Origin of the sequence: Metallococcus carri, assembly GCF_011440275.1 — a bacterium.
Taxonomy (GTDB): domain Bacteria; phylum Actinomycetota; class Actinomycetes; order Actinomycetales; family Dermatophilaceae; genus Metallococcus; species Metallococcus carri.
On record NZ_JAAOIV010000007.1, the window covers coordinates 118,106 to 142,166 of the forward strand.

At 70.6% G+C, this 24,061-nt stretch carries 27 protein-coding genes; 22 read left to right on the top strand and 5 right to left on the bottom strand.

Annotated features, from left to right (window positions below; genetic code table 11):
* Positions 1–9: 9 nt before the first annotated feature.
* From G9U51_RS10730 to G9U51_RS10760, 7 genes are all read left to right on the top strand, one after another.
* Positions 10–597 (top strand): TerD family protein, encoded by a 588-nt coding sequence (locus G9U51_RS10730; protein WP_166196828.1) that lies wholly within the window; start codon positions 10–12, stop codon positions 595–597.
* Between the two features lie 76 nt (positions 598–673).
* Positions 674–1,789 carry a DUF475 domain-containing protein gene (locus G9U51_RS10735; RefSeq protein WP_166196830.1) on the top strand — a complete coding sequence of 372 codons (1,116 nt, stop codon included), beginning with the start codon at positions 674–676 and terminating at the stop codon, positions 1,787–1,789.
* Positions 1,790–1,813: 24 nt separating this feature from the next.
* A complete protein-coding gene (locus tag G9U51_RS10740) occupies positions 1,814–2,404 on the top strand; it encodes a TerD family protein (protein WP_166196832.1) in 591 nt (196 codons plus the stop codon).
* A complete protein-coding gene (locus tag G9U51_RS10745; RefSeq protein WP_166196834.1) occupies positions 2,401–3,144 on the top strand; it encodes an HAD family hydrolase in 744 nt (247 codons plus the stop codon). The genes G9U51_RS10740 and G9U51_RS10745 overlap by 4 nt, the downstream gene beginning before the upstream one ends.
* 10 nt (positions 3,145–3,154) lie before the next feature.
* The gene (locus G9U51_RS10750) at positions 3,155–4,000 is read left to right on the top strand and encodes a phosphoribosyltransferase family protein (RefSeq protein ID WP_166196836.1); all 846 of its coding nucleotides are present in this window, start codon (positions 3,155–3,157) and stop codon (positions 3,998–4,000) included.
* A complete protein-coding gene (locus G9U51_RS10755; protein WP_166196838.1) occupies positions 3,993–4,841 on the top strand; it encodes a phosphoribosyltransferase family protein in 849 nt (282 codons plus the stop codon). Before G9U51_RS10750 ends, G9U51_RS10755 begins: the two co-directional genes overlap by 8 nt.
* 313 nt (positions 4,842–5,154) lie before the next feature.
* Positions 5,155–6,675 (top strand): amidase, encoded by a 1,521-nt coding sequence (locus tag G9U51_RS10760; RefSeq protein ID WP_166196840.1) that lies wholly within the window; start codon positions 5,155–5,157, stop codon positions 6,673–6,675.
* A 350-nt stretch (positions 6,676–7,025) separates the two neighbouring features.
* Here G9U51_RS10760 and G9U51_RS10765 read toward each other — a convergent pair whose 3' ends face one another.
* Positions 7,026–8,591, bottom strand: coding sequence for an amidohydrolase (locus G9U51_RS10765; protein WP_328823432.1), 1,566 nt, complete (start codon positions 8,589–8,591; stop codon positions 7,026–7,028).
* A gap of 63 nt (positions 8,592–8,654) precedes the next feature.
* Here G9U51_RS10765 and G9U51_RS10770 point away from each other — a divergent pair, with 63 nt between their 5' ends.
* The 8 genes from G9U51_RS10770 (at position 8,655) to G9U51_RS10805 (ending at position 14,929) form a co-directional block, all read left to right on the top strand.
* Positions 8,655–9,038 carry a hypothetical protein gene (locus tag G9U51_RS10770; RefSeq protein WP_166196842.1) on the top strand — a complete coding sequence of 128 codons (384 nt, stop codon included), beginning with the start codon at positions 8,655–8,657 and terminating at the stop codon, positions 9,036–9,038.
* Positions 9,035–9,256, top strand: a complete 222-nt coding sequence (locus G9U51_RS10775; protein WP_166196844.1) for a hypothetical protein — start codon at positions 9,035–9,037, stop codon at positions 9,254–9,256. Before G9U51_RS10770 ends, G9U51_RS10775 begins: the two co-directional genes overlap by 4 nt.
* Positions 9,253–10,236 carry a hypothetical protein gene (locus tag G9U51_RS10780; protein WP_166196846.1) on the top strand — a complete coding sequence of 328 codons (984 nt, stop codon included), beginning with the start codon at positions 9,253–9,255 and terminating at the stop codon, positions 10,234–10,236. Before G9U51_RS10775 ends, G9U51_RS10780 begins: the two co-directional genes overlap by 4 nt.
* A complete protein-coding gene (locus G9U51_RS10785; protein WP_328823433.1) occupies positions 10,233–11,033 on the top strand; it encodes a CPBP family intramembrane glutamic endopeptidase in 801 nt (266 codons plus the stop codon). Before G9U51_RS10780 ends, G9U51_RS10785 begins: the two co-directional genes overlap by 4 nt.
* Positions 11,034–11,252: 219 nt before the next feature.
* The gene (locus G9U51_RS10790) at positions 11,253–11,699 is read left to right on the top strand and encodes a MarR family winged helix-turn-helix transcriptional regulator (protein ID WP_328823434.1); all 447 of its coding nucleotides are present in this window, start codon (positions 11,253–11,255) and stop codon (positions 11,697–11,699) included.
* A gap of 103 nt (positions 11,700–11,802) precedes the next feature.
* Positions 11,803–13,011 carry an MFS transporter gene (locus tag G9U51_RS10795; protein WP_166196984.1) on the top strand — a complete coding sequence of 403 codons (1,209 nt, stop codon included), beginning with the start codon at positions 11,803–11,805 and terminating at the stop codon, positions 13,009–13,011.
* Positions 13,012–13,062: 51 nt separating this feature from the next.
* Entirely contained in the window at positions 13,063–14,082 is a 1,020-nt protein-coding gene (locus G9U51_RS10800) for an App1 family protein (protein ID WP_166196848.1), read from the top strand.
* Complete coding sequence (locus tag G9U51_RS10805) at positions 14,075–14,929, top strand: Fpg/Nei family DNA glycosylase (RefSeq protein WP_166196850.1); 855 nt, start codon at positions 14,075–14,077, stop codon at positions 14,927–14,929. Before G9U51_RS10800 ends, G9U51_RS10805 begins: the two co-directional genes overlap by 8 nt.
* Positions 14,930–14,941: 12 nt before the next feature.
* On the opposite strand, the gene G9U51_RS10810 is transcribed toward G9U51_RS10805, so the two are convergent.
* Together G9U51_RS10810 and G9U51_RS10815 are read right to left on the bottom strand one after the other, a co-directional pair.
* Entirely contained in the window at positions 14,942–15,760 is an 819-nt protein-coding gene (locus G9U51_RS10810; protein ID WP_166196852.1) for an IclR family transcriptional regulator, read from the bottom strand.
* A gap of 68 nt (positions 15,761–15,828) precedes the next feature.
* Positions 15,829–17,073, bottom strand: a complete 1,245-nt coding sequence (locus G9U51_RS10815; protein ID WP_235945959.1) for an MFS transporter — start codon at positions 17,071–17,073, stop codon at positions 15,829–15,831.
* A gap of 156 nt (positions 17,074–17,229) precedes the next feature.
* On the opposite strand from G9U51_RS10815, the gene pcaH reads away from it, so the two are divergent.
* From pcaH to G9U51_RS10850, 7 genes are read left to right on the top strand one after another with little or no spacing between them, the layout of a single operon-like run.
* Positions 17,230–18,036, top strand: a complete 807-nt coding sequence (gene pcaH / locus G9U51_RS10820; RefSeq protein WP_171715606.1) for a protocatechuate 3,4-dioxygenase subunit beta — start codon at positions 17,230–17,232, stop codon at positions 18,034–18,036.
* Positions 18,029–18,598: a protocatechuate 3,4-dioxygenase subunit alpha gene (gene pcaG / locus G9U51_RS10825; RefSeq protein ID WP_166196854.1), complete on the top strand. Its 570-nt coding sequence runs from the start codon at positions 18,029–18,031 to the stop codon at positions 18,596–18,598. Before pcaH ends, pcaG begins: the two co-directional genes overlap by 8 nt.
* Complete coding sequence (locus G9U51_RS10830) at positions 18,595–19,794, top strand: lyase family protein (RefSeq protein WP_166196856.1); 1,200 nt, start codon at positions 18,595–18,597, stop codon at positions 19,792–19,794. The genes pcaG and G9U51_RS10830 overlap by 4 nt, the downstream gene beginning before the upstream one ends.
* Entirely contained in the window at positions 19,791–20,534 is a 744-nt protein-coding gene (locus tag G9U51_RS10835) for an alpha/beta fold hydrolase (protein ID WP_166196858.1), read from the top strand. The genes G9U51_RS10830 and G9U51_RS10835 overlap by 4 nt, the downstream gene beginning before the upstream one ends.
* Positions 20,531–20,947, top strand: a complete 417-nt coding sequence (gene pcaC / locus G9U51_RS10840) for a 4-carboxymuconolactone decarboxylase (RefSeq protein ID WP_166196860.1) — start codon at positions 20,531–20,533, stop codon at positions 20,945–20,947. Before G9U51_RS10835 ends, pcaC begins: the two co-directional genes overlap by 4 nt.
* Positions 20,944–21,642, top strand: coding sequence for a 3-oxoacid CoA-transferase subunit A (locus G9U51_RS10845; RefSeq protein WP_328823436.1), 699 nt, complete (start codon positions 20,944–20,946; stop codon positions 21,640–21,642). Before pcaC ends, G9U51_RS10845 begins: the two co-directional genes overlap by 4 nt.
* Complete coding sequence (locus G9U51_RS10850) at positions 21,642–22,289, top strand: 3-oxoacid CoA-transferase subunit B (RefSeq protein ID WP_166196865.1); 648 nt, start codon at positions 21,642–21,644, stop codon at positions 22,287–22,289. Before G9U51_RS10845 ends, G9U51_RS10850 begins: the two co-directional genes overlap by 1 nt.
* Before the next feature lie 39 nt (positions 22,290–22,328).
* On the opposite strand, the gene G9U51_RS10855 is transcribed toward G9U51_RS10850, so the two are convergent.
* Complete coding sequence (locus G9U51_RS10855; RefSeq protein ID WP_166196867.1) at positions 22,329–23,501, bottom strand: 4-hydroxybenzoate 3-monooxygenase; 1,173 nt, start codon at positions 23,499–23,501, stop codon at positions 22,329–22,331.
* A gap of 102 nt (positions 23,502–23,603) precedes the next feature.
* Positions 23,604–23,924: a rhodanese-like domain-containing protein gene (locus G9U51_RS10860; protein ID WP_166196869.1), complete on the bottom strand. Its 321-nt coding sequence runs from the start codon at positions 23,922–23,924 to the stop codon at positions 23,604–23,606.
* Between the last annotated feature and the right edge of the window lie 137 nt (positions 23,925–24,061).

The following is a 24,061-nucleotide window of genomic DNA, read 5'->3' on the forward strand; positions in this document are numbered from 1 at the left end:
GAACCCACCATGGCAGTCAGCCTCTCCAAGGGCGGCAACGTCTCGCTGGCCAAGGCCGCACCGGGCATGCTCAACGCGGTCGTCGGTCTCGGCTGGAACCCGCGCACCACCGACGGCGCGGCGTTCGACCTCGACGCGTCCGCGCTGCTGTGCGGCGAGAACGGCAAGGTCCGCAGCGACGCCGACTTCGTCTTCTACAACAACCTCAGCGCCGACAACGGCTCGGTCACCCACCAGGGTGACAACCGCACCGGTGAGGGTGAAGGTGACGACGAGCAGATCCTGATCAACCTGGCGCAGGTCTCGCCGGATGTCGCCAAGATCGCGTTCATCGCCTCGATCGACCAGGCCGACCAGCGTGGCCAGAACTTCGGTCAGGTCTCCGACGCCTACATCCGCGTGTTCGACGCCGACGACCCGACCAACACCGAGAAGGGCGTCCGCTTCGACCTCGGCGAGGACGCGTCGACCGAGACCGCGTTGATCTTCGGTGAGCTCTACCGCAACGGCGGCGAGTGGAAGTTCCGCGCGATCGCGCAGGGCTACTCCTCGGGCCTGGCCGGCGTCATCACCGACTTCGGCCTGCAGGTGGGCTGAGCACCCGTCATACGTCCGCCGGCGGGCGCGCCCCTAGCGCTCGCCGGCGCTCCGTCCCCCGTCACGAAAGTTCTCGATGCAGACCCTCCGTCACTTCTGGCTCGACTTCGTCATCGGCGCGATCGTTCTCGTCGTTGCCTTCCTGTATGGCGGTCTCGCGGCCGTCTGGCTGACCACCGTCCTGATCATCGTGGAGATCGTCTTCTCCTTCGACAACGCCGCGGTCAACGCCAAATATCTGGTCCGGCTCAACGACTTCTGGCAGAAGATCTTCCTCACCGTCGGTGTGCTGGTCGCCGTCTTCGGTATGCGGCTGGTCTTCCCCTTCGTGATCGTCTGTCTGTCCGGCTCGATCTCACCGATGGAGGCGCTGCGGCTCGCCCTGGAGAAGGGTGACGTCGAGACACCGGGGACCTACGGCTACATCCTCAACGCAGCGCACCCGTCGATCGCCGCCTTCGGTGGCATGTTCCTGCTGCTGCTCTTCCTCGACTTCATCTTCGACTCCGAGCGTGAGATCACCTGGCTGAAGCCGATCGAGAACCCCCTGCAAAAGCTCGGCAAGCTCGACATGCTCTCGGTGATCGTCGCCGGCACCTTCTTGCTGGTCGCCTCCGAGACCCTGGTCGACAACGTGCCGGAGCGCTCCAACGTGCTCTTCTCCGGCGTCCTCGGCATCGTGCTCTATCTGGCGGTCAACGGGCTGTCCTCGCTGATGGAAGCGCGCGAGGCGGAGAAGGATCGCGAGTTCGAGGAGGCCGACCGGGCCAGCCACGGGCACACCGCGCTGCTCGCCGGCAAGGCGGCCTTCTCGATGTTCATCTTCCTGGAGGTGCTCGATGCGACCTTCAGCTTCGACGGTGTCATCGGTGCCTTCGCGGTCACGCCCGACCCGCTGATCATCATGATGGGCCTGGGTGTCGGTGCCCTCGCGGTGCGGTCGATGACCATCTACCTGGTCAAGAACGGCACGCTCGCCGAATACAAGTACCTCGAGCACGGCGCGCACTGGGCGATCGGTGCGCTCGCAGTGATGCTGGTGCTGTCGATCAAGTTCCACCTCGGTGAGGTCGTCATCGGTGGCGTCGGCATCTCCTTCATCCTGGCCGCCTGGCTCACCTCGATCCGCGCGAACCGGCGCGAGGCCGCCCTCGAACAGTCCCAGGCGGCTGAGCCCGCCAAGGTCCCGTAGTCCCACTCATCAGGAGGATCCGCCATGTCCGTCAACCTTTCCAAGGGTCAGTCCGTCAACCTCGCCAAGGCCGACGGCGGCGCGCTCACGCGGGTCCGCATGGGCCTGGGCTGGGACGTCAAGGTCGTCACCAAGAAGGGCATGTTCGGCGGCACCAAGCAGGTGCAGCGCGACATCGACCTGGACGCCTCGGCGCTCGTCATCGGCGGCGGCCAGGTGCTGGACACGATCTACTACGGCAACCTGCGCTCGCGCGACGGCGCGATCAACCACACCGGCGACAACCTGACCGGAGCCGGCGAGGGCGACGACGAGTCGATCATCGTTGACCTGCCGGTGGTCGCTCCCTCGGTCGAGCACATCGTCTTCGTCGTCAACTCCTACAGCGGTGACAACTTCAGCGAGATCGAGAACGCCTTCGTGCGCGTCGTCGACTCGGCCAACCGCGACCAGGAGCTCGCCCGCTTCCAGCTCACCGGCTCCGGCACGCACACCGCGCTGGTGATGGCCAAGGTGTCGCGCTCGGGCAACGGCTGGACCTTCACCGCGATCGGCCAGCCCGGCAACGGCCGCACCGCCCACGATCTGGCCCCGTTGGCACTGCAGGCGGTATGAGCGACACCGTCCGTCGTCCGGCGCTCGCGCCGGAGGGCGGACAGCCGGAGAGCGCGCAGCCGGTGCGGGGCATCAGCCTCGACATCTGGGGGACCCTGGTCGGGTCGGACCCGGCCTTCAAGCCGGCGCGCAACGAGATGTTGCGGCGCGCGCTGGCGCCGTCGGTGGCCGCCGACCGTTTCGACGCCACCTTGCGGGCCGCCGATCGCGACGCCGACGAGATCTGTATGACGAGAGGCCGCGATGTCGGCTTCACCGAGCGTCTCGACCTGGCGCTGGCACGGCTCGGCGCGGGGGCCGTCATACCGGAGCAGGTCGACGACCTGATGGCGGCGCAGGCGGACCTCGCGCGCACCCATCATCCGCGCCCGCTGCACCCCGACTTGCCGGGACTCGTCGCTGCTGCGGCGGCCGCCAAGGCGGTCGTCCTCACCAGCAACACCGGGATGCTGCCCGGCTCGCTGATGCGCGAGTTGCTGGCGCTCGCCGGATTTCCGGCGGGGCTCGGCGAGGTGTTCTCCAACGAGACCGGCTGGGCCAAACCCGCACCGCAGATCTTCGCGTGCACCATCGAGATGGCACGAAACCTGGACGAAACCTGTGAGGGGGCACGATTCGTCATACACCTCGGTGACAACCCGGTCGCCGACGTCGACGGTGCCACCGCGGCGGGCCTGCGGGCCCTGCTGGTAGCGCCGGACGGGGAAGGGACGGCCGCCGCGCTGCGGCAGCTGTTGTGAGGGGAGAACGATGGAGCCGATCGAGGTCACGACCGCGCGGCTGACCGGTGCGGTCGATGCCGTGCGCGATGCCGAGGGCGGGCCCTTCGAGGTCGCCACCTACTCGTGGATGAAGCACGGTGACGTGCGGGCCGCCGACGTGTTCGCGGCGCGGCTGGCGGCGCGCCTGATCGCCGCGGTGCCGTCGCTGGTGACCGACTCGGCGCCGCTGGTGCTCCCGGTGGCCTGGCTGGCCGTGCCGCCGAGTTGTCATGTGCTCGCGGAGCGGGTGCTGGCCCGGCTCGATGACGCCCGCTTCGGCCACGGCAACGCGCCGGGCCGGATCGTGCAGGTGCACAAGGACTCGGTGACCCACACCGATTACGCCACCGCCAGCCAGGCCGATCGCGCGGCTGAGCTGTCGCGCATCGGATTCGCCCTGTCCGAACCCGTCGACGGCGCCCAGGTCGTGCTCATCGACGACGTGCGGGTGACCGGCATGGCCGAGGCGACGATCCTGCGGGCGCTCGCCGACTCGGCCCCGGCCCGGGTGGTGACCGCCTATGTCGCGGTCTGCACGCCTGAGTTGGCCGCCTCGCCGCACGTCGAATCCGCACTCAACCACGCCGCCGTCGCATCGATCCTCGACCTGGTGCCGGTGGTGCAGCGGGGCGACTTCCGCCTCACGATCCGCTTCCTCAAGCGGGCGCTGGCGTCGGCATCGCTGCCGGCCTTCGTCGCCGCCGTGCCGCGCGCGCTCGTCGAGCAGATGTATGCCGGGGCGCTCGCGACCGGCCCTGATTTCGTGGCCGGTTATCCCACCGGGGTGGCCACCTTGCGGGAAGCTCTCGGCGCGCCGGAGGTGGCCCATGTCTGAGCGAATTGCGTTGTGCCGATTGGAGTTTGGAGCGCAAGGCCTGCCGGTCGACGGACCGGTGCCGGCGGCGGCATACAGCCGGTTCAAATACGGCGATGGTCGCGCCTCGGTGCGGTTCGCGCGCGAGTTGGCCCGGCGGTATGCCGAGCGCGAGCACCTGCCGAGCGGCGCGGAGCTGATCGTGACCTCGTCCGGTTATGGCCAGGTGCCGCCGGCCGCGCAGTCGATGGTGCTGCCCTTCATCGGAGCGCTGCGGCGGGCGCGCCCGGACCTGTCGGTGACTCCGGTGCGCGTGCATCGCGACAACGTCAGCCCGGGTGATTACGCGGGGATGACGCCGGCGCAACGCGCGCTCGCGGTGTCGGAGACGGCGATGCATCTGGGGCCGGGTGTGCGACTGGATGGCCGACGGGTGGTCGCGCTGGACGACATACGGGTGACTGGCACGCATGAACTGTCGATGGATGCTGCGCTGCGCGCGGGTGGAGCCGACGAGATCGAGCACCTCTACCTGGTCGACGCGCACGCCTGCGCGAGCGAACCCACCGTCGAAGCGCGCCTCAACGCGGTGGCGGTGCGGTCGATGAGCGACGTGCTGCTGATTGCGGGGTCGCGCGGGTTCGTGCCCAACGCCCGCTTCTGCAAGTGGGTGGTGTCTCGGCCGGTCGCCGAGCTGGAGGAATTTGTGCAGTGGGCGCCCCGGCCGGTGTTGTCGTGGGTGGTGCGGGCGGTCGAGGCCGACCGGCTCGAGCATGTCCCGGCGTATGCCGCGGGTTCGCGTGCGCTGCTGCAGGTGGTGGCGCGGGCCGAACGTCGCGACGCCGCCGGCGCCACCGCCTAACCGCGAAGCGTCAGTAATGCATCGCGAAACGTCACTAGTTCCTCGCGAAACGTCACTAGTTCCTCGCGAAACGTCAGTAATGCATCGCGAAACGTCACTAGATCTCCGCGAAACGTCACCAGTTCCTCGCCAAGCGTCACTAGTTCCTCGCGAAGCGTCACTAGTTCCTCGCGAAGCGTCACCGTCGATGCCGGCGTGACGTCTCGCGATGCATAAGTGACGTTTCGCGAGTTTTTGGTGACGTTTCGCGAGTTTTAAGTGACGTTTCGGCGGAAGGTGGGCGGGCGGCATACCGACCCTCTAAGTTGAACGCATGACCAACTCGACCGAGCCCGCGCAGTCCGAGGCCACCACGTCCGCGGGTCAGCACACGCGCTCCGAGGCGACGTCCGCCGGCCAGCCCGCGCAGTCCGAGGCCACACGGGCCGCCGGGCGGCGGGTGCACGCCTTCACCGACGACGCGCTCGGCGACCTCGACGCGACCGGCGTTGCCGCGGCCATCCGCGATGGAAGCATCAGCGCGGCCGAAGCCGTCGGTGCCGCCATCGCCCGCAGCGCCGCGGTCGAAGGCGAGCTGCACGGCCTGGTGCGCGACGACTTCGACCGGGCCCGCCGCCGTGCGAGCGAACCGCGGCCCGGAGCGTTCAGCGGGGTGCCGTCGGCGTTGAAGGACAATGTGCACGTCGCGGGCCTGGCGATGACCGAGGGCTCGGCGGCCTTCCCGACCACCCCGGTCGCGAAGGACGACGCGCTGGTGCAGCAGTTCCTCGGCACCGGGTTGATCCCGATCGGCACCACCACGATGCCGGAGTTCGGCTGGACCGCGAGCACCGAAACGTTGCGCGGCGACACGCACAACCCGTGGCACACCGGTTATTCGTCGGGCGGCAGCTCGGGCGGATCGGCGGCCTATGTCGCCGCCGGCGTCGTGCCGATCGCGCACGGCAATGACGGCGGCGGCTCGATCCGCATCCCGGCGTCCGCGTGCGGGCTGGTGGGACTCAAACCCACTCGCGGCCGGCTGCGCACCCCCGAAGCGGACCGCACGATGCCGGTGCGCATCGTCAGCAATTCCGTGCTCGCCCGATCGGTGCGCGATGTCGCCGGCTTCTTCGCCGACGCCGAACGCAGCTACCGCAATCGCACGCTGCCCCCGATCGGCCTGGTGGACCGCCCGACCCAGCGTCGCCTGCGCGTCGGGCTGATGCTCGACTCGCCGGCCGCGCCGCCGACCGACCCAGTCGTGCGTGCCGGTGTCGAGGACTTCGGCCGCCTGCTTGAGTCGCTCGGTCACACCGTCGAGCCGTATGCCGCCCCGGTGCCGGAGTTCTTCGCCGACGACTTCGCGTCCTATTGGCGGTTGTTGGCACTGCTCGGATCGCGGATGGGCCGGCAGATGTTCGGCGAGGGTTTCGACCGCAGCAAGCTCGAACCGCTCACCGACTATCTCGCCTCCGATGGGTTGCGGACACTAGCGAAGGCGCCGGTCTTCCTGCCGCGACTGCTCGCCTCCTCGGCCGCCTCACGGTTGGCCTTCCGGCGCGGCCCGGATCTGGTCCTCACGCCGGTGCTGACGCAGGCGACGCCGCAGCTTGGTTTCCTCGGCGCGGATGTCGACCCCGCGGTGCACTTTCAACGGCTGCTCGACCTCTGTGGGTTCACTCCGCTGGCCAATGCGTCTGGTGGACCGGCGATCTCACTGCCGGCCGGCCAGAACGCCGACGGGGTGCCCTTCGGGGCGATGCTGTCGGCGACCCACGGCGCCGAACGGTTGCTGCTCGAGGTGGCGCTGCAGGTCGAGGCTGCACGACCGTTTCCGCGCATTCAGGACTGAGGCGTTTCGCGCAGGCGGGTTGCGTCGCCCGGTTCGTCCGCTCGAAATGCGTTGTGCTGCACGTGGTTTCGACGCGGGCTCCTGGTTTCGACGCGCTCCTCCGCTTCGCTCCCCCGCTTGCTCAACCATCGAGCGGAGCGGTGCTCAACCACCGGGTATGTGGGTTTCGACGCGGGCTCCTTCGTCGCGCTGCTCAGGACGACGCTCAACCACCGGGTATGTGGGTTTCGACGCGCTCCTCCGCTTCGCTCCCCCGCTTGCCCTTCGACACGCGCTCCTTCGTCGCGCTGCTCAGGACGACGCTCAACCATCGAGGGGGACGGTGCTCAACCGGCGGGGCTTCGTTGCGGTTAGGCGGTGAAGACGGACTCGCCACCGATGATCGTTTCCTGCACCGTGGCCTGCGCAATCGCGACCGGGTCGGTCTCGGCCACAGCGAACAGGTCGGTGTCGACGGCGATGAAGTCGGCCAGCTTGCCCGGTTCGAGCGTGCCCTTGCGCGCCTCGTCGCCCGCGGCATACGCAGCCCCGAGAGTGTGCGCCGAGAGAGCCTCGGCGAGCGTCACCCGTTCGTGCGGCTGCCACCCGCCCGGCGGTATGCCGTCGGCCCGCTGCCGGGTCACCGCCGCGTGCAAAGCCAGGAAGGGGTTGGGCGACTCCACGGGGGCGTCGGAGCCGAAGGCGAGCGGCACCCCGGCGTCGAGCACCGTGCGCCAGCCATAGGACACGATGTCGTGCCCGGCGAGCAGCCAGTCCACGAGGTCCAGATCGCTCGTGCAATGCGTCGGCTGCATCGAGGCGACGACTCCGAGCCGGGCCATTCGCGGGATATCGGCCGGGCGCAGGTGCTGGGCGTGCTCGATCCGCAACCGCAGCGAGGTGCCGGTCTCGGCCAGCACTCGCTCGTAGGCATCGAGCACCGCCGCCGCGGCCGCGTCTCCGATCGCGTGCGTGGCCACCGACAACCCCGCGTCGACCGCGCGCCGGGTGAGGTCGTAGAGCTCCTCGGGTGACAGCGTCGCCAGCCCGCAGTTGTCGCCCTCGCCCGCGAACGGTGAGCTCATGTGCGAGGTGTGTGACCCGAGCGCACCGTCGCTGAACAGTTTCACCGGCCCGGTCCGCAACCGGTCGTCACCGTCGCCGGTGCGCCGCCCCTGCGCGATCGCGAGGTCGAGCGCCGGCTGGCGCACCGCCTTGGTGACACGCACGGCCAGGCCGCGGGCGTCATACAGCTGCCGGAAGGCCTCGAGCGCGTCCTCGCCGTCGATGTCGGTGATGCTCGTCAGGCCGAGCCGCAGCAGCGAATCCTGCGCCACCCGCAGCTTGTCGGCGAGCGTGTCCGCGTCCGACGGGATCACGGATTCGATTGCCGCACAGGCGTTTTCACGCAGTATGCCGGTGGGCTGGCCGTGAGCATCCCGCACGATCTCGCCGCCGGGTGGATCGTCGGTCGCCCCCGTGATGCCGGCCGCGCGCAACGCGGCGGAGTTGACCCAGAGGGTGTGGCAGTCGACGCTCCACAGCACCGCGGGCCGGTCGCCGGTGACCGCGTCGAGGTCGGCGCGCCCGGGCTGGACCGGCACCTCCCAGCGGTTGCTGTCCCAGAACCCACCGAGCACCCATTCGGCGTCGGTGAGTCCGGTCTGGTGCAGCCGCAGCACGTCCTGGGCCTCCTGCACCGATCGCACCCCGCGCAGGTTGACCCCGGCCAGGTCGCGCGCGAACGCCGCGGTGTGGATGTGCGCGTCGTGCAACCCCGGTATGACGAGCTCGCCGGGCAGGTCGTGCACCCGCACCCCGGGTGCCTCGAGGTCGGCCGCGGCACCCGCGGCAACGATCAGCCCGTCGTCGACGAGCAGGCCGGACACGGTCGTCATACCGGTCCAGATCTTGGGGTGACGGAACAAAACGCGCACGGAACGCAGCCTAGGCAGGCACGATAGGTTCGCCCGCAGACCCTGCCCACAAAGGAGCGCGCTGTGAATGACGCGAGCGACGCCCACCGCGCCGGTGACCCACCGGCCACCTCATCACGGGTCGGAGCCACCGCGCTGACCGGCTCGCCACACACCGGGCGGGTGCGCCGCAATCCCGCGCCGTGGTGGTGGGCGCTGGCTGTCGCGGTGCCGGTGGTGTTGGGGTTCGCCGGTGCGCAGGCCAATGCCGCCCAGATGGAGCGGACGATCACCCAGCGCGCCCAGACCGCGATCGCCGGCAGCGGCATCGACGGGGCCAAGGTCCGCACCGACGGGCGCGACGTGACCGTGTCGGTGCCCGCCGACGCCGACGGCGACAAGGCCGAGCAGGCGGTGTCGGCGATCCCCGGGGTGCGGACCGTCGTGGTCAAGCGGGTGACGCCATGACCTGGTTGATGCTGCAGACGATCATCTGGTGTGCCATCGGATTCGCGATCGGCGCGCTCGCGGCGTGGCTGCTCGGCGTCATGCTCTGGCCGCACGAGAAGGACTTCGACGAGCGCGGGTATTACCGGCCGCTGGACGAGACCGACGATGATCTCGATGACGGCGACGGCGAGGACGGGCCGGCTCGGCCGGCGAGGGCGAAGGAGAGCGTGGCATGACGTGGCTCTTCGCCCAGGTATGGCCGTGGGTGCTGGTGAGTCTGGCGCTCGGCTTCCTGCTCACCTTTGTCGCGATCGCGCGCGGCCGGATCGGCGGATCGGCGGCGCGCGCAGCGCTGGTCGCCGAACGCAAGGACATGCGCCGGCGGCAGGCCGAGGAGAAGGAACAGTGCGCGGCGCAGGAGCGGGAGCGCCGGCCGGTCGCGGCGGACGTCGAGGATGTCGAACTTCGGCCGTATGACGAGCGCCGGGTTGCGGCGCGAGCTGCGGCTGCAGCTGCGCGGGTCACGGAGCCGGCCGCGTCAGCCGAGGAGTCTGCTGTTGCGCCGGCCGAGGAGTCTGCCGTTCGGCCGGCCGAGGCAGCTACGGCGCCCGTCGCGCGCCCGGCCCCTGTCACGCCCGTGGTGCCGGTCAGGAAGGGCGGCGCGTCGGTGAAGGAGCCGGCTGCGTCCACGAAGGGCGGCGCGTCGGTGAAGGAGCCGGCTGCGCCTCCGGCGGAGAAGGCGGTGAGGGAGCCGGCTGCGTCGGCCAAGGACGCCGCCGTGCCGCCGGCGAAGAAGCCTGCCACGCCTCCGGTGACGCAGGGCGCCGAGCCGGCGAAGCAGGAAACCGCGGCGCGTGCGGAGTCGGGCCACGCTCCGGGGCGGGCTGAGTCCAGCCCACGCGGCCGGCTGGTGCGCGCGGCCGCTTCGCTTCGGAAGCCAACAACGACGCCCACAGGCTCAGCGCCCAAGCCTGCGCCGACGCCCGAGCCTGCGACGACACCGGTTCGCTCGGCAGCTACCCATGCACCCGCACCACCCGCGAAGCCGTCGACGCCCGCACCTAAGGCGGCGGCGCCCGCACCTAAGGCGGCTGCTCCCGTGGCCAAGGCGGTGCGGCCGGATGTCGAGTTGCGTCCGTACGGCACGCCGGCCGACGTGCCGCTCACGCCCTATGCGGCAACCTCGACCTCGACGAAGGGTGACGACCGGCGGTGATCACCGCGCTCCGGGGGATGCTGCGCGGACCGATGCCGGTGCCGCGCACCCGGTTGTCGCGTCGCACCCTGCTGCAGGAAACCGCGCTGGTGCTCGCCGTCGGTCTCGGCGCCAGCGCGGTCTACTCCATCCTCGCGATCCTGCGGATGCTCTCGACCCATGTCGCGCTCAACAAGCAGACCTCGACGCTCAACCCCAGCCAGGCGCAGGCGGGCTGGCTGGACCTGCTCTATCAGTTGGTTGGCATCGGCTTCGGGGTCGTGCCCGCGCTGCTCGCCATACACCTGCTTGCACGTGAATTGCGTTCTGCCACAAGCTATCTCGGCTTCGACCTCACCAAGCCGGGACCGGATCTGGCGCTCGGAACGATCCTCACCGCGGTCGTCGGCATACCCGGTCTGTTGCTGTATGCCGCCGCGCGCGCCCTCGGTCTGAACACGACGGTCGCCGCGTCCGGGTTGGGTGACCACTGGTGGTCGATCCCGGTGCTCATCCTCGCGGCGGCGCAGAACGCCGTGCTGGAAGAGGTGGTCATGCTCGGCTACCTGTTCACCCGGTGGACGCAGGCGAGGTGGCGGCTGCCGATCGTGCTCATCACCTCAGCGGTGATCCGCGGGAGCTATCACCTGTATCAGGGGTTCGGCGGGTTCGTCGGGAATGTGCTGATGGGGCTGCTCTTCGGGCTGGTCTACCTGCGGGTGCGGCGGGTGATGCCGTTCGTCATTGCGCACACGCTGCTGGATGTTGTGGCGTTCGTCGGCTACGTCCTGTTGCGCAGCCACGTCTCCTGGCTCTGACCGGTTCCGCGCCCGTCTCGGGCCGAGGAACTTGACATTGTGTCGAGTTCGTATGCCGGGGCCGATCTCCGTCGCTCGTCAGGGCTGAGGAACTCGACATGATGGCGACTTTTGGTGGGGCGATGGGCGGCCGGGGCGCTGGAAGTCGCCATTCTGGAGACTTTTGGTGGGCGGGTGCCCGATTTGGGTGCATAGCTTATCTATGCGACACTGGAAGGCGTGACGCGCTCCGATGATGACCTCGGCATCCGGTTCCTCAGTGCCGTCGCCCGCCTCAACCGGTGGGTGAACAAGCACGCCGACCTGCCGGTGCCGCATGCCCAAGCCCGGTTGCTCAGCCTGGTGGAGGAATTCGGGACCGCCCGCATCGGTGAACTCGCTGCGGCCGACCACTGCAGCCAGCCGACGATGACCACCCAGGTGCAGCGCCTGGAGGCTGCCGGCCTGCTGCGGCGCACCGCCGACGACACCGACGCCCGCGCCAGCCTGGTCGCGCTGACCCCGGCCGGCGCCGCCGCGCTCGAGGACGCACGCCGCGCTCGCGCCGCGGTCTTCGGCCCGGTGCTCGACGAGCTCGACCCCGCCGACCGCGAGGCGATGTCCCGCATGGTCGCCCTCACCGACGACCTCCTGCGGCGCGGCCGCGAGGCGCGCGAGACCGACTGACAGATACCCCGCCGAGGCGCGCACCGCGCGACCCCGGCATACGAGAAGAGAAGCCCGGCACAAAGAGCCGGCATACGAGAAAAACAAGGAGGACGTGAAAGCCGTGTGGCGTCAACCGAAATCCGTCTGGGCCGTGGCGTTCGCGTGCGTGATCGCGTTCATGGGCATCGGCCTGGTCGACCCGATCCTGAAGCCGATCGCCGACAAGCTCGGCGCGACCCCGAGCCAGACCTCGCTGCTGTTCACCAGCTATATGGCGGTCATGGGTGTCGCGATGCTCATCACCGGCTGGGTGTCCAGCCGGATCGGCGCGAAGAAGACCCTGATCATCGGCCTCGGCATCATCATCGTCGGCTCGGCCGTGGCCGGGATGCAGGACTCGATCGGCGGCATCGTCGGCTGGCGGGCGGTGTGGGGGCTCGGCAACGCGCTCTTCGTCGCGACGGCGCTCGCCGCGATCGTGCAGTCGGCGCGGGGCTCGGTCGCCCAGGCGATCATCCTTTACGAAGCGGCGTTGGGTGTCGGCATTGCCGCCGGCCCGCTGCTCGGTGGCGCGCTCGGCTCGATCTCGTGGCGCGGCCCGTTCTTCGGCGTCGCGGTGCTGATGGCGATCGGCCTGCTGGCCACGCTGGTCCTGCTGCCGAGCACGCCGCCGTCCAAGACGCCGACCTCGATCGTGGCGCCCTTCCGGGCCCTTCGGCACGGCGCCTTGCTGCGCGTCGCGCTGACCGCGATGTTCTACAACTTCGGCTTCTTCACGCTGCTGGCGTTCACGCCGTTCCCGCTGGAGATGTCGACGACCGGTGTCGGTCTGATCTTCTTCGGCTGGGGTCTGCTGCTCGCGGTGTCCTCGGTGTTCGTCGCCCCGGCCTTGCAGCGCCGGTTCGGCACGGTGCCGACGGCGTGCGCGGCGCTCACCGGCTTCGCACTCGTGCTCGCCGCGATGGCGCTCGGCACCTCCTCCAAGCTGGTCCTCGGTGGCGGCGTGGTCATCGCCGGTCTCTTCCTCGGCATCAACAACACGCTGATCACCGAGGTCGTGATGAAGGCGGCCCCGGTGGACCGGGGGGTGGCGTCGGCGGCCTACAGCTTCGTGCGGTTCGGCGGCGGAGCCGTCGCGCCATACCTCGCGGGCAAGCTCGGCGAGCGCAATGTGCACCTGCCCTTCTGGATGGGTGCGGGCGCGGTCGTCATCGGCCTGGCCATCCTCGCCGCGTCGCAGCGGTCGCTCGCGCACATCGACGACGAGGAGGCGCCCGCACACGGCTCGATCGCCGAAGCGCAGGCCGTCACCGTCGGCGACGAGGGCTGACCCGCCGCCACCGTGCGCCGTGCCGTCGGTGGCAGGCCATACGCTGACGGCATGGCCGCGAAACACCCGGCAGCCAGGGCCGAGGACGCGTTCAACGGCGCCCTCGCCGACGTGCTCGGCCGGCGCGGCTGGCAGACCCGGCTGATGCCGTTCACCGGGTATGGCGGCGCGGGCTTCGCCCGCGTGCTGGCTCGGGTGGTGCTCGCGCGGGACGGCCAACCCGGCACGGCTCCGATCCTCGAGGTGGACAGCACCCAGCGCGGGTTCCGTGGCTTCCTAGCCGCACCGCTGACCGAGGTGCCGGTGACCGTCCGGCTCGGCGCGGCGACGATCGAGACCACGAGCGACCGGGGCGGCTACGTCGACGTGTCCTTGAGCGGGCATGGGCTGGAGCCGGGTTGGCACCCGGCCGAGGTCTGTGCGGGCGAGGTCACGGCATACGCCTCGGTGCAGATCATCGGACCGGAGGTGACCTTCGGGATCATCAGCGATATCGACGACACCTGTCTGATCACGTCGCTGCCGCGCCCGCTCATCGCCGCCTGGAACACCTTCGTGCGGCAGGAGGCCGCGCGGCGGGTGGTGCCCGGCATGGCGGCGATGTATCGCTCCTGGCTGGCGCACCACCCGGGCGCGCCGATCGTCTATCTGTCCACCGGCGCGTGGAACACCTGGCCGACGCTCAGCCGGTTCTTCCGGCGGTATTCCTTCCCGCTCGGCCCACTGCTGCTCACCGACTGGGGCGCGACCGAGACCTCCTTCTTCCGCAGCGGCCCCGAGCACAAACGGCGTGAACTGCGCCGGCTGGCGCGCGAGTTCCCGCAGATCCGGTGGCGGCTGGTCGGTGACGACGGTCAGCACGACCCCGAGCTCTACACCGAGTTCGCGCGCGACCACCCCGAGTCGATCGACCTCATCGCGATCCGCGAGCTGACCGTCGCCCAGCAGTTGCTCTCGCACGGCTCCCCGATGTCGCGGGCGGACGATCGCGCGCCCGTCTTCAAGGGACCGGACGGTTATACGCTGCATCGACTGGTTCACCGCACGGAGAGGGCGGCCGCCCATGCCTGAACTGCCAGAGGTCGAGGCGCTCGCGGATTTCCTGCGCTCCCGCGTGGTCGGGCTGGCGGTCACCGGCGTGGAGCTCGGCTCGATCTCGGTGCTCAAGACCTATTCGCCGGCACCCACCGCGCTCTCCGGGCTCTTCGTCACCGATGTGCAACGGCGCGGCAAGTTCATCGACCTCGACGTCGACGGCATCCACCTGATCTTCCATCTGGCGCGAGCCGGCTGGCTGCGCTGGTCCGAGCAGGCGCCGACCACCATGCTGCGGCCGGGCAAATCGCCGATCGCGCTGCGGGTCCGCTTCTCCGACGATTCCGGCTTCGACCTCACCGAAGCCGGCACCCAGAAGAGGCTCGCGGCATACCTGGTGAATTCCCCCGAGGAGGTGCCGGGGCTCGCGTCGCTGGGGCCGGAGCCGCTGGGGCTGTCGCGCGCGGATTTCGCGGCGATCCTGGAGGGGCGGCGCTCGCAGATCAAGGGCGTGCTGCGCGACCAGTCGCTGATCGCGGGCGTCGGCAATGCGTATTCGGACGAGATCCTGCACGCGGCGAAGTTGTCGCCCTATGCGATCGCCGGTTCCTTGTCGACCGAGGAGGTCGACGTGCTGTATGCCGCCCTCCAGTCGGTGCTCACCTCGGCGGTGGAGGCGTCCCGCGGCAAGCCGGCCAAGGACCTGAAGGACGCCAAGCGGTCCGGCATGCGAGTGCATGGCCGCACCGGCGAGAAATGCCCGGTGTGCGGCGATGTGGTGCGCGAGGTGTCCTTCGCCGACCGGTCGATGCAGTACTGCGCGACCTGCCAGACCGGCGGCAAACCCCTCGCCGACCGCCGGATGTCCCGCCTGCTCAAATGAGGGGGTATGCCGTCAGCCCTCGCCGAGCGCTCCGGGCGCGGCTCCCCGGGTGAGCTCTCGGCCGATGCTGTTGGCCGCCACCCGCAAGGCCGTGACCAGGCGCGCCTCGCCGCGCAGGGAGGGCACGACGATCCCGAGCGCGGCGACGACCGTGTCGCGGTCGCAGATGGGGACGGCGATCGAACAGGCGCCCAGGCTCATCTCCTCGCTCGTCGTCGCATAGCCGTTGTCCAGCACGGCCGCGAGCTGGCGCCGCAGCAGCCCGGGCTGGGTGATGGAGTAGGGCGTGGGCCGGGGCTGGGTGGGCAGGGTCGACAGCACCTGCCGGCGCAGCTCGACCGGAGCGTGGGCCAGCAGCACCTTGCCGACGGCCGTCGTGTGCAGCGGCAGTCGCGACCCGATGGTGCTCACGATCGGCACCGAGGTCGTCCCGCCGAGCCGGTCCAGGTAGAGCACCGACAGCCCGTCGCGCACGCCGAGATGGACGGTGGCCCGGGTGGCCCCGAAGACATCGTGCAGATAGGGCGAGGCCACCTCGACCAGACCGCGCTGGACCGGCGCGAGGATGCCGAGGTCCCAGATGCGCCGGCCGATGGAGTAGGAGCCGCCGGCGGTGCGCGCCAGGGCGCCCCACTGGCGCAACTCACCGACCAGCCGGTGGGTGGTGGTGAGTGGCAGACCGGCACGTTTCGACAGCTCGGTGAGCGTCAGCACCCGATGCCGTTCGTCGAAGGCGCCGAGGATCGCCAACGCGCGGCTGGTGACGCTCGCACCACGGCCCGACGGGACGTGGTCCGGCGGCGCACCGCGGCCCGGCGGCGGGACAACCATGGGGTGATTGTCCCGCACGCCGGGTCGCGACGCTTCGGCCATCCCCGCGAGCGGTGAGTGGGCCGGGGTCACTCGTGCTCGAGGTGAGCGGGCACCGTGAGCAGCGCGAGGGCGGCGAACACCGCTGCGGCGGCGAAGGCGTAGAAGCCCCACGGATACGCGACACCGGAGGTGACGAGCATCCCGCCGAAGAAGGGACCGACGATCGCGCCGACCCGGCCGATGCCGGCGGCCATGCCGAGGGCCGTGCCCCGCAGCCGGGTCGGGTAGAGGTGCCCGACGAAGGCGTAGACCAGCACCTGGGCGCTGAAGACGAAGACCCCGGCGAACATGACCGCGGCGTAGACGAGCAGCGTGCTCGGCAGCCGCACCGACAGCAGCGCCAGCATGACGGCGGCGAGACCGAACCACAGCACGGTGACCGGCTTGGTGCCCCGCTGGTCAGCGGTGCGGCCGGCGAGCAGCAGGCCGAACACCGCGCCGAAGTTGAGCACGAGCAGCAGACCGATGCCCGCGGTGATGGAGTAGCCGGCCTCACCCATGATGGTCGGCAGCCAGGTGTTGAGGCCGTAGACCAGCAGCAGACCCATGAACGAGGTGACGCACAGCGCCACGCTCACGGCGAGATAGCGGCCGCGCATGACGTCGAGGAACCGGACGGACGGATCGGCCTGCTCGCCACGAGCGCGCGCTGCGGCCGCGTCGAGATAGGACTGCGATTCGGGCAGCTTGGCCCACATGAGCGGCAGGGTGAGCAGCCCGAGGACACCACCGATGACGAACATCACCCGCCAGCCCATGTCGCTCACGAGCCACAGCGCGAGCAGCGCGGTGAGGACCGCGCCGACGTTGTAGCCGGTCATGGTGCGGGTCACCGCCGTCCCGGCGCGGTCCCGCCGCGACTGCTCGCTCACGAAGGCGAGCGCGGTCGGCAGGCAGGCGCCCAGGCCCAGGCCGGCGAGGAAGCGCAGGAGGATGAACTGAGTTGCGTTCTGCGCCAACGCAATTGCCAGGGTAAAGGTCGAGAAGATCGCGATGGAGGCGATGAGTGCGCGGCGCCTGCCGTGCCGATCGGTGAGCGGTCCGATCAGCACCGCACCGATGCCGACGCCGACCAGCCCCAGCGTCGAGGCGGTCGTGAGCGAGGCCTTGGTCAGGCCGAGATCACCGGTCTTGATGAGCGTCGGTATGACGGTGCCGAGGACGACGAGGTCGAACCCGTCGAGGGCCATGGCGATCCAGCACAGGATGACCAGCCACCGACCCGTGGTGGCCGGGTGGGTGGCGGAGTGGGTGGGATAGGTCGTCGTCATGAGGCTTCCTCCTTGAAGAGAGCGTCGGCTCCAGCGAGGCGGCGCGTAGGTGCAGGGGAAATTCCCAAGGAGGGCGGGCGGCATACAAGAGCGTGGTTCCGTTCAGCGGAAGGCCGGTCACGACGGAGTGAGCCGGCGGTGCCTACGGTCGGGGTTATGACCGACACAGTCCGGCAGCCGGTGGACGCCAGCACCCCCGATGTCACCCAGGCGCAGATCTCCGCCCAGATGGAGGACGCGGCGCAGTCCTATCTGCGCGGCCTGGCCGACCACGGCCGACGAGAGCTACACCCGCGACTGGACTACCCGGCATACCGCTCGAGTGTGTTGCGGCATCCGACGAAGGATCCGGTGCCGGTCGATCCGGAGGGCGTCGAGCTGTGGTCGCCGGTCTTCGGCGAGCGTGACGTCGCCGCCGTCGAAGCCGACCTCACCGCGGTCCACGCCGGCGAGCCCCTCGGGGAGCGCATCGTGGTCACCGGGCGGGTGCTCGACGCCCACGGCCGGCCGGTGCGCCGGCAGCTGGTCGAGGTCTGGCAGGCCAACGCCAGCGGCCGCTACGCCCACCAGCGCGATCAGCACCCGGCGCCTTTGGACCCGAATTTCACCGGCGTGGGCCGATGCCTCACCGACGACCAGGGCTGGTACCGGTTCCAGACGATCAAGCCGGGTCCTTATCCGTGGCGCAACCACCGCAACGCCTGGCGGCCGGCTCACATCCACTTCTCGCTCTTCGGCACCGAGTTCACCCAGCGGCTGGTCACCCAGATGTATTTCCCGGGCGACCCGCTCTTCGCGCTCGACCCGATCTACCAGTCGATCCTCGACCCCGCGGCGCGCGAGCGGCTGATCGCGAGCTACGACCATGACCTGACCCAGCCAGAATGGGCGACGGGCTACCGCTGGGACATCGTCCTCGACGGGACGCGCCGCACGCCGACCGAGGAGGACGTGGATGCCTGAGGCTCGCGGCATACGGCCGGTGGAGACTCCCGCGCTCGACCCGACGCCCGGACAGACCGTGGGGCCCTTCTTCGGCTTCGCCCTGCCCGTGCCGGGAGGCGCCGAGATCGCGCCCGCGGGTGCCGCCGGGGCGGTGCGGCTGCACGGCCGCGTGCTCGACGGCGCCGGATCGCCCGTGCCCGACGCCATGGTGGAGCTGTGGCAGAGCGACACCGACGGAGCGGTCGTGCAGCAGGCGGGCTCCTTGCGCCGGTCGGCCGGGGAGTTCACCGGCTGGGGTCGCGCCGCCACCGACGCCGACGGGTGGTACGAGTTCTGGACGCGCGTGCCCGGCGGCGGGTTCTTCAGCCTCGCGGTTTTCGCGCGGGGGCTGATGCATCGTCTCTTCACCCGCGCTTACCTGCCGACCGCCGCGAGCGATCCCTGGCTGTCGACGCTGCCGCAGGACCGGGCGGGCACCCTCGTCGCTCGGGCGCAGGACGACGGGTTTGTCTTCGACATCCACCTGCAGGGCGACCAGGAGACGGTCTTCCTCGACTTCTCCGCAAGGGACCGTCGATGACCGCAGACCTGCTGTGGTCGGGCGCGCACCGCGCGGACGGTCTGGGCTCCGCAGACTTCGCGCGGGCGATGATCGCTGTCGAGCAGGCCTGGCTCGAGGTGCTGGTCGGCTCCGGCGTCGCTCCGCAGCAGGCGCGGGGCCGCCTGGACGCGACCGTCCTCGACGAAGCCGCGCTGGCCGCGCTCGCTGCCGCCACGGAAACCGACGGCACGCCGGTGCCCGCCCTGGTCGACCGGCTGCGGCGCAAGCATCCGGATGCTGCCCGCTGGGTGCATCGCGGGCTCACCAGTCAGGATGTCGTCGACACGGCTCTGATCCTCTTGGCTCGGGACGCGAATTCCCTTCTGCGTCAACGACTTCGGGCCTCAGCCTCGGCTCTGGTCATCTCCATCGAGCAACACGGTCAGGCTCCCCTGCTCGCCCGCACGCTCACCCAGGCGGCCGCGCCGACGACCTGGGGGGTGCGCGCCTCGAACTGGTTGGACCGCATCCTCGACGCGGTCGACGACCTCGACCGGCTGACCTTCCCGGTGCAGTATGGCGGCGCGGTCGGCACCCGGGCGGCCGGCGTCGAGTTGGGCCTGCCGCCGGGCGGGCCGACGCCCGTCTTCGCCGAGACGCTGGGATTGCAAGCCGGTCGCCCCTGGCACACCGACCGCGCCCCGATGACTCGCATCGCCGACGCGGTGGCGCGCGCCGGTGACGCGTGCGCCTCGATCGCCGGCGAGGTGCTCTCGCTCGCGCGCAACGACGCCGGCCAGAGCGAGGTGAGCGAGTCGCAGCCCGGTGGGTCCTCGACGATGCCGCACAAGCGCAATCCGGTGCTCGCGACGCAGGTGCGCCGGGCCGGGTTCGTCATACCGGCTCTGCTCGCTGCGCTGCACGCCGCAGCCGCGGATCAGAGCGACGAGCGGCCGGCCGGATCCTGGCAGGCCCAGTGGCGCCCCTTCGTCGAACTCCTGCAGATCGTCCTCGTCGCGGCCGGGCAGCTCGAAGATCTGCTCGCCGGGCTGCAGGTCCACCCCGACGTGATGGCCGCGAACCTGCAGCGCGCAGGCCAGGACGTGCTCGCCGAGCAGCGGTCGATGGCCGAGCTGGCCGGGCACGAGCCGGCGCCGGACTACCTCGGGGAGAGCGAGCAGCTCGTCGCCGCGAGCCTTCAGCGCGCCCGCCGCGACCTCGGGAAGACGCGGTGAACCGCCCCGCCCTCGTCCTGGGCCCATCGCTCGGGACGGCCGCGGAGGCCCTGTGGGGGCAGGTCGCCGAGCGGCTCGCCAACCGCGCCGACATCCTGCTGTGGGACTTGCCGGGCCACGGCACCCGCAGCGGGGAACAGGTACCCGGTCCGCTCACCATGGCCGACCTCGCGGCGGATCTGCAGCGGTATGCCGACAGCCGTGGGCTGCAGCGTTTTCATTACGCCGGCGTTTCGGTCGGCGGGTGCATCGGGCTGGAGCTGGCGCTGCGCGCGCCGGAGCGCCTCACCACCCTCACCGTGCTGTGCAGCGGCGCCCGCATCGGCAGCCCGGCGATGTGGCACGACCGGGTCGCCCAGGTCCGCGCTCACGGACCGGGCTCGCTGGTGGCGGCCGCGCAGGAGCGCTGGTTCGCGCCCGGCTTCGGGGCGCGGCAGCCCGCGGTTGCCGATGCGCTGCTGGCCTCGCTCGCGTCGGTCTCGACCGAGGGATATGCCGCGGTGTGCCACGCGCTTGCGGACTTCGACGCCCGGGACCGGCTGTCCGAGGTGGCGATGCCGGTGCTCGCCGTCGCGGGTGCCGATGACCGGGCCACCCCACCGGCGTCCCTGCGCGAGATCGCCGACGGCGTGCCCGAGGGCCGCTTCGTCGAGCTCGCCGAGGTCGCCCACCTCGCCCCCGCCGAAGCCCCCGACCGCGTGACGCAACTCGTCCTCGACCAGATGGAGTCCTTCTCGTGACCTCGCCCGACACCTCCGGCACCGAGCACCCCGCCGACACTGACGACGGACGGCGCGCACGCGGTTTCGCGGTCCGGCGCGAGGTGCTCGGCGATGCCCATGTCGACCGGGCCGTCGCCGCGACCACCGAGCTGACCGCCGACTTCCAGGACCTGATCACCCGCTATGCCTGGGGAGAGATCTGGACCCGCCCGGGCCTGGACCGTCGCAGCCGGTCGCTCATCACGCTGACCGCGTTGGTGGCCGGTGGTCATCACGAGGAGCTCGCCCTGCACGTGCGCGCCGCGCGCCGCAACGGGCTCAGCGTGGCCGAGATCGGCGAATGCCTGCTGCAGTGCGCGATCTACTGCGGTGTGCCCGCGGCCAATGCCGCCTTCGCCGTCGCGCGCGCGGCGCTGGCGGACGAGTCGTGACCGCCCCGGCATACTCCCGGGTCTGCGCGAGCGCCGCCGAGGCGCTCGCGGGGATCGAGGACGGCTCGACGGTGCTCGTCGGCGGATTCGGGATGGCCGGTATGCCGGTCGCCCTCGTCGACGCGCTGATCGAGCAGGGCGCGACGGACCTGACGATCGTGTCCAACAACGCCGGCAACGGGGACACCGGGCTCGCGGCCCTGCTCGCCGCCGGGCGGGTGCGCAAGGTCGTGTGTTCCTATCCGCGGCAGCACGATTCGTGGGTCTTCGACGGCCTCTACCGCGCCGGGAAGGTCGAGCTCGAGCTCGTCCCGCAGGGCACCCTGGCCGAGCGCCTGCGCGCTGCCGGCGCCGGGATCGGTGCCTTCTTCACGCCCACCGGGGCCGGCACGCCGCTCACCGAGGGCGCCGAGACCCGTGAGCTGGACGGGCGGCTGCAGGTGCTGCAGTACCCGCTGCCTGGGGATGTCGCGCTGATCGCGGCGCACCGGGCTGACGAGGTCGGCAACCTGGTCTACCGCAAGACCGCCCGCAATTTCGGCCCGGTGATGGCCACCGCGGCCCGCACAACGGTCGTCCAGGTGAGCGAGGTGGTCCCGGCCGGGAGCCTCGACCCTGAAGCGATCGTGACCCCGGGCATCTACGTCGATCGGATCGTGGTCACCGGCGAGCGAGCGGCGCGAGGAGAGCAGTGATGGAGCAGCACGCAGAACGCCTGGACACCGCCGGCCTCGCCGCCGCAGTCGCGCGCGATATCCCGACCGGGTCCTATGTCAACCTCGGCATCGGCCGGCCCACCGCGGTCGCGGCATACCTCGATCCCGCGCAGCGGGTGACCTTGCACACCGAGAACGGCATGCTCGGCATGGGTCCGCCCGCCGAGGGCGACGCGATCGACCCCGACCTCACCAATGCCGGCAAACAGCCGGTGACCGAGTTGCCGGGCGCGGCATATTTCCACCACGCCGACTCCTTCGCGATGATGCGCGGCGGTCACCTGGATGTCTGTGTGCTCGGCGCCTTCCAGGTGAGCGCGCGCGGCGACCTGGCCAATTGGCACACGGGTGAGCCCGACGCGATCCCGGCCGTCGGTGGCGCGATGGACCTCGCGATCGGCGCCAAGCGGGTGGTGGTGATGATGTCGCTCTTCGCCAAGGACGGCTCGCCCAAACTCGTGCCGGAGTGCAGTTATCCGCTCACCGGGCTGGCCTGCGTCGACCGGGTCTACACCGAGGTCGCGACCTTCGCGGTGACGCCGGAGGCTGTGATGGTCACCGCGACCTACGGTATGGCGTTCGCCGAGCTCGCCGAGCGCCTGCAGGTGCCGATCGTGGCCGGCTGACCGGCCCGGCTGCCCGGGCCGAGTGATCGACGCGGTCGGTCAGCTCGGCCAGCCGGTGTACCCCTCGGCGAGATAGCAGCTGCCGGCCGCGCTTCGGGTGAGGCCGGTCAGCTCGCCGAGGGCGCGCCGGTCGTCGAAGGGTGAGCCGTCCGGTGCGTTGTGCAGCATCGAGGTCATCCAGTAGGAGAAGTGCTGGGCCCGCCATACCCGCTGCAAAGCCCGCTGCGAATAGTGCGCGAGCAGGCTCGGGTCGTCGCGGCGCAGCACATCGGGGACCACCTCGGCGAGCACCCGGACGTCCTGCAGCGCGAGGTTGAGCCCCTTGGCTCCGGTCGGCGGGACGGTGTGCCCGGCGTCCCCGGCAAGCGCGAGCCGACCGTGGTGCAACGGCTCCTGGACGAAGCTGCGGAAGGGCAGCACGGCCCGCTCGGTGATCGGTCCCTCGCGCAGCGTGAACGAATCCTCGCCGGCGACGCGGGCCTGCAGTTCCGCCCAGATGCGATCGTCCGACCACGCGTGCGGGTCGGTGGCCGGGTCGCATTGGAAGTACATCCGTTGCAGCGTCTCGGTGCGCGAACTGATCAGCGCGAAGCCGCGCTCGGATCGGGTGTAGACGAGTTCGTCGTGGCTGCGCGGCGCCTGGCACAGGATCCCGAACCACGCGAAGGGATATTCGCGGGTGTAGCGCCGGCGGTCGGCCTCCGGAACCAGGTGGCGGCAGACGCTGCGTGAGCCGTCTGCACCGACCAGGAGGTCGGCGGTGAGGTGGACCGGTGTGCCGTCGGCGTCGGTGAACCGCAGCAGCGGCCGCTCGCCGGTGACGTCGACCTGGACGTCGCGCACCCCGAACCGCACGTCACCGCCGTCGCGGCGGCGCGCGTCCGCCAGGTCGACGAAGACCTCGGTCTGCGGGTAGAGCCACACCGAGGAGCCGGCCAGCTCGCGGAAGTCGAGGCGGTGGCTGCGTCCGCCGAACCGCAGCGCGATGCCTTCGTGCTCGTCGCCCTCGCGTAGCACCCGGTCACTGACGCCCTCGTCCACGAGCAGCCGGACGCTGACGTGCTCGAGGATCCCCGCCCGGTGGGTGGCTTCGATCTCTGCGCGGGTGCGCAGGTCGATGGCGACCGAGTCGACGCCGGCGCGCGAGAGCAGGTGGGACAGCATCAGCCCCGCGGGTCCGGCACCGACAATGGCCACGGGGGTTCGCTCCATGAGCGCGACCGTAGACAGTCGCGCTCACGCTGTATGCCGGGAGCTTCCGTCCAGCGGAACCTCGCCGTTGCGAGCGGCTCCGGTCGAACGGCAGCCGTGGGGTCAGATGACCTGGCCCTCGGTGCCGTCGGCGCCGACGACCGGCTTGCCCTCGAAGGCCCACTGCTTCATGCCGCCCTCGACATTGGCGACCTCGAAACCCTGCTGCTCCAGCCAGTCGGCGGCGCGGCCGGAGCGGTTGCCGGAGCGGCAGATGACCGGCAGCGGCTCACCCTCGGGCAGTTCACCCAGCCGCTGCGGCACCTCGCCCAGCGGGATGTGCACCGCACCCGGTGCGTGCCCGGCGTCCCATTCGTCCTGCTCGCGCACGTCCAGCAGGACGGCGTCGTCGGCCAGTTCGGAAGTCTTGACGATCTTCGGCATACGGCCAGTGTGTCAGCGGACGCCCTGACGCGGTCCGATCGACCCTGACAACACGGTGTCAGCGCAGGTCAGCGGCCCCTGACAGGTGCCCGCCGATCGGACAACGTCAGAGCCCTACCGGACGACACCGCGGCCGT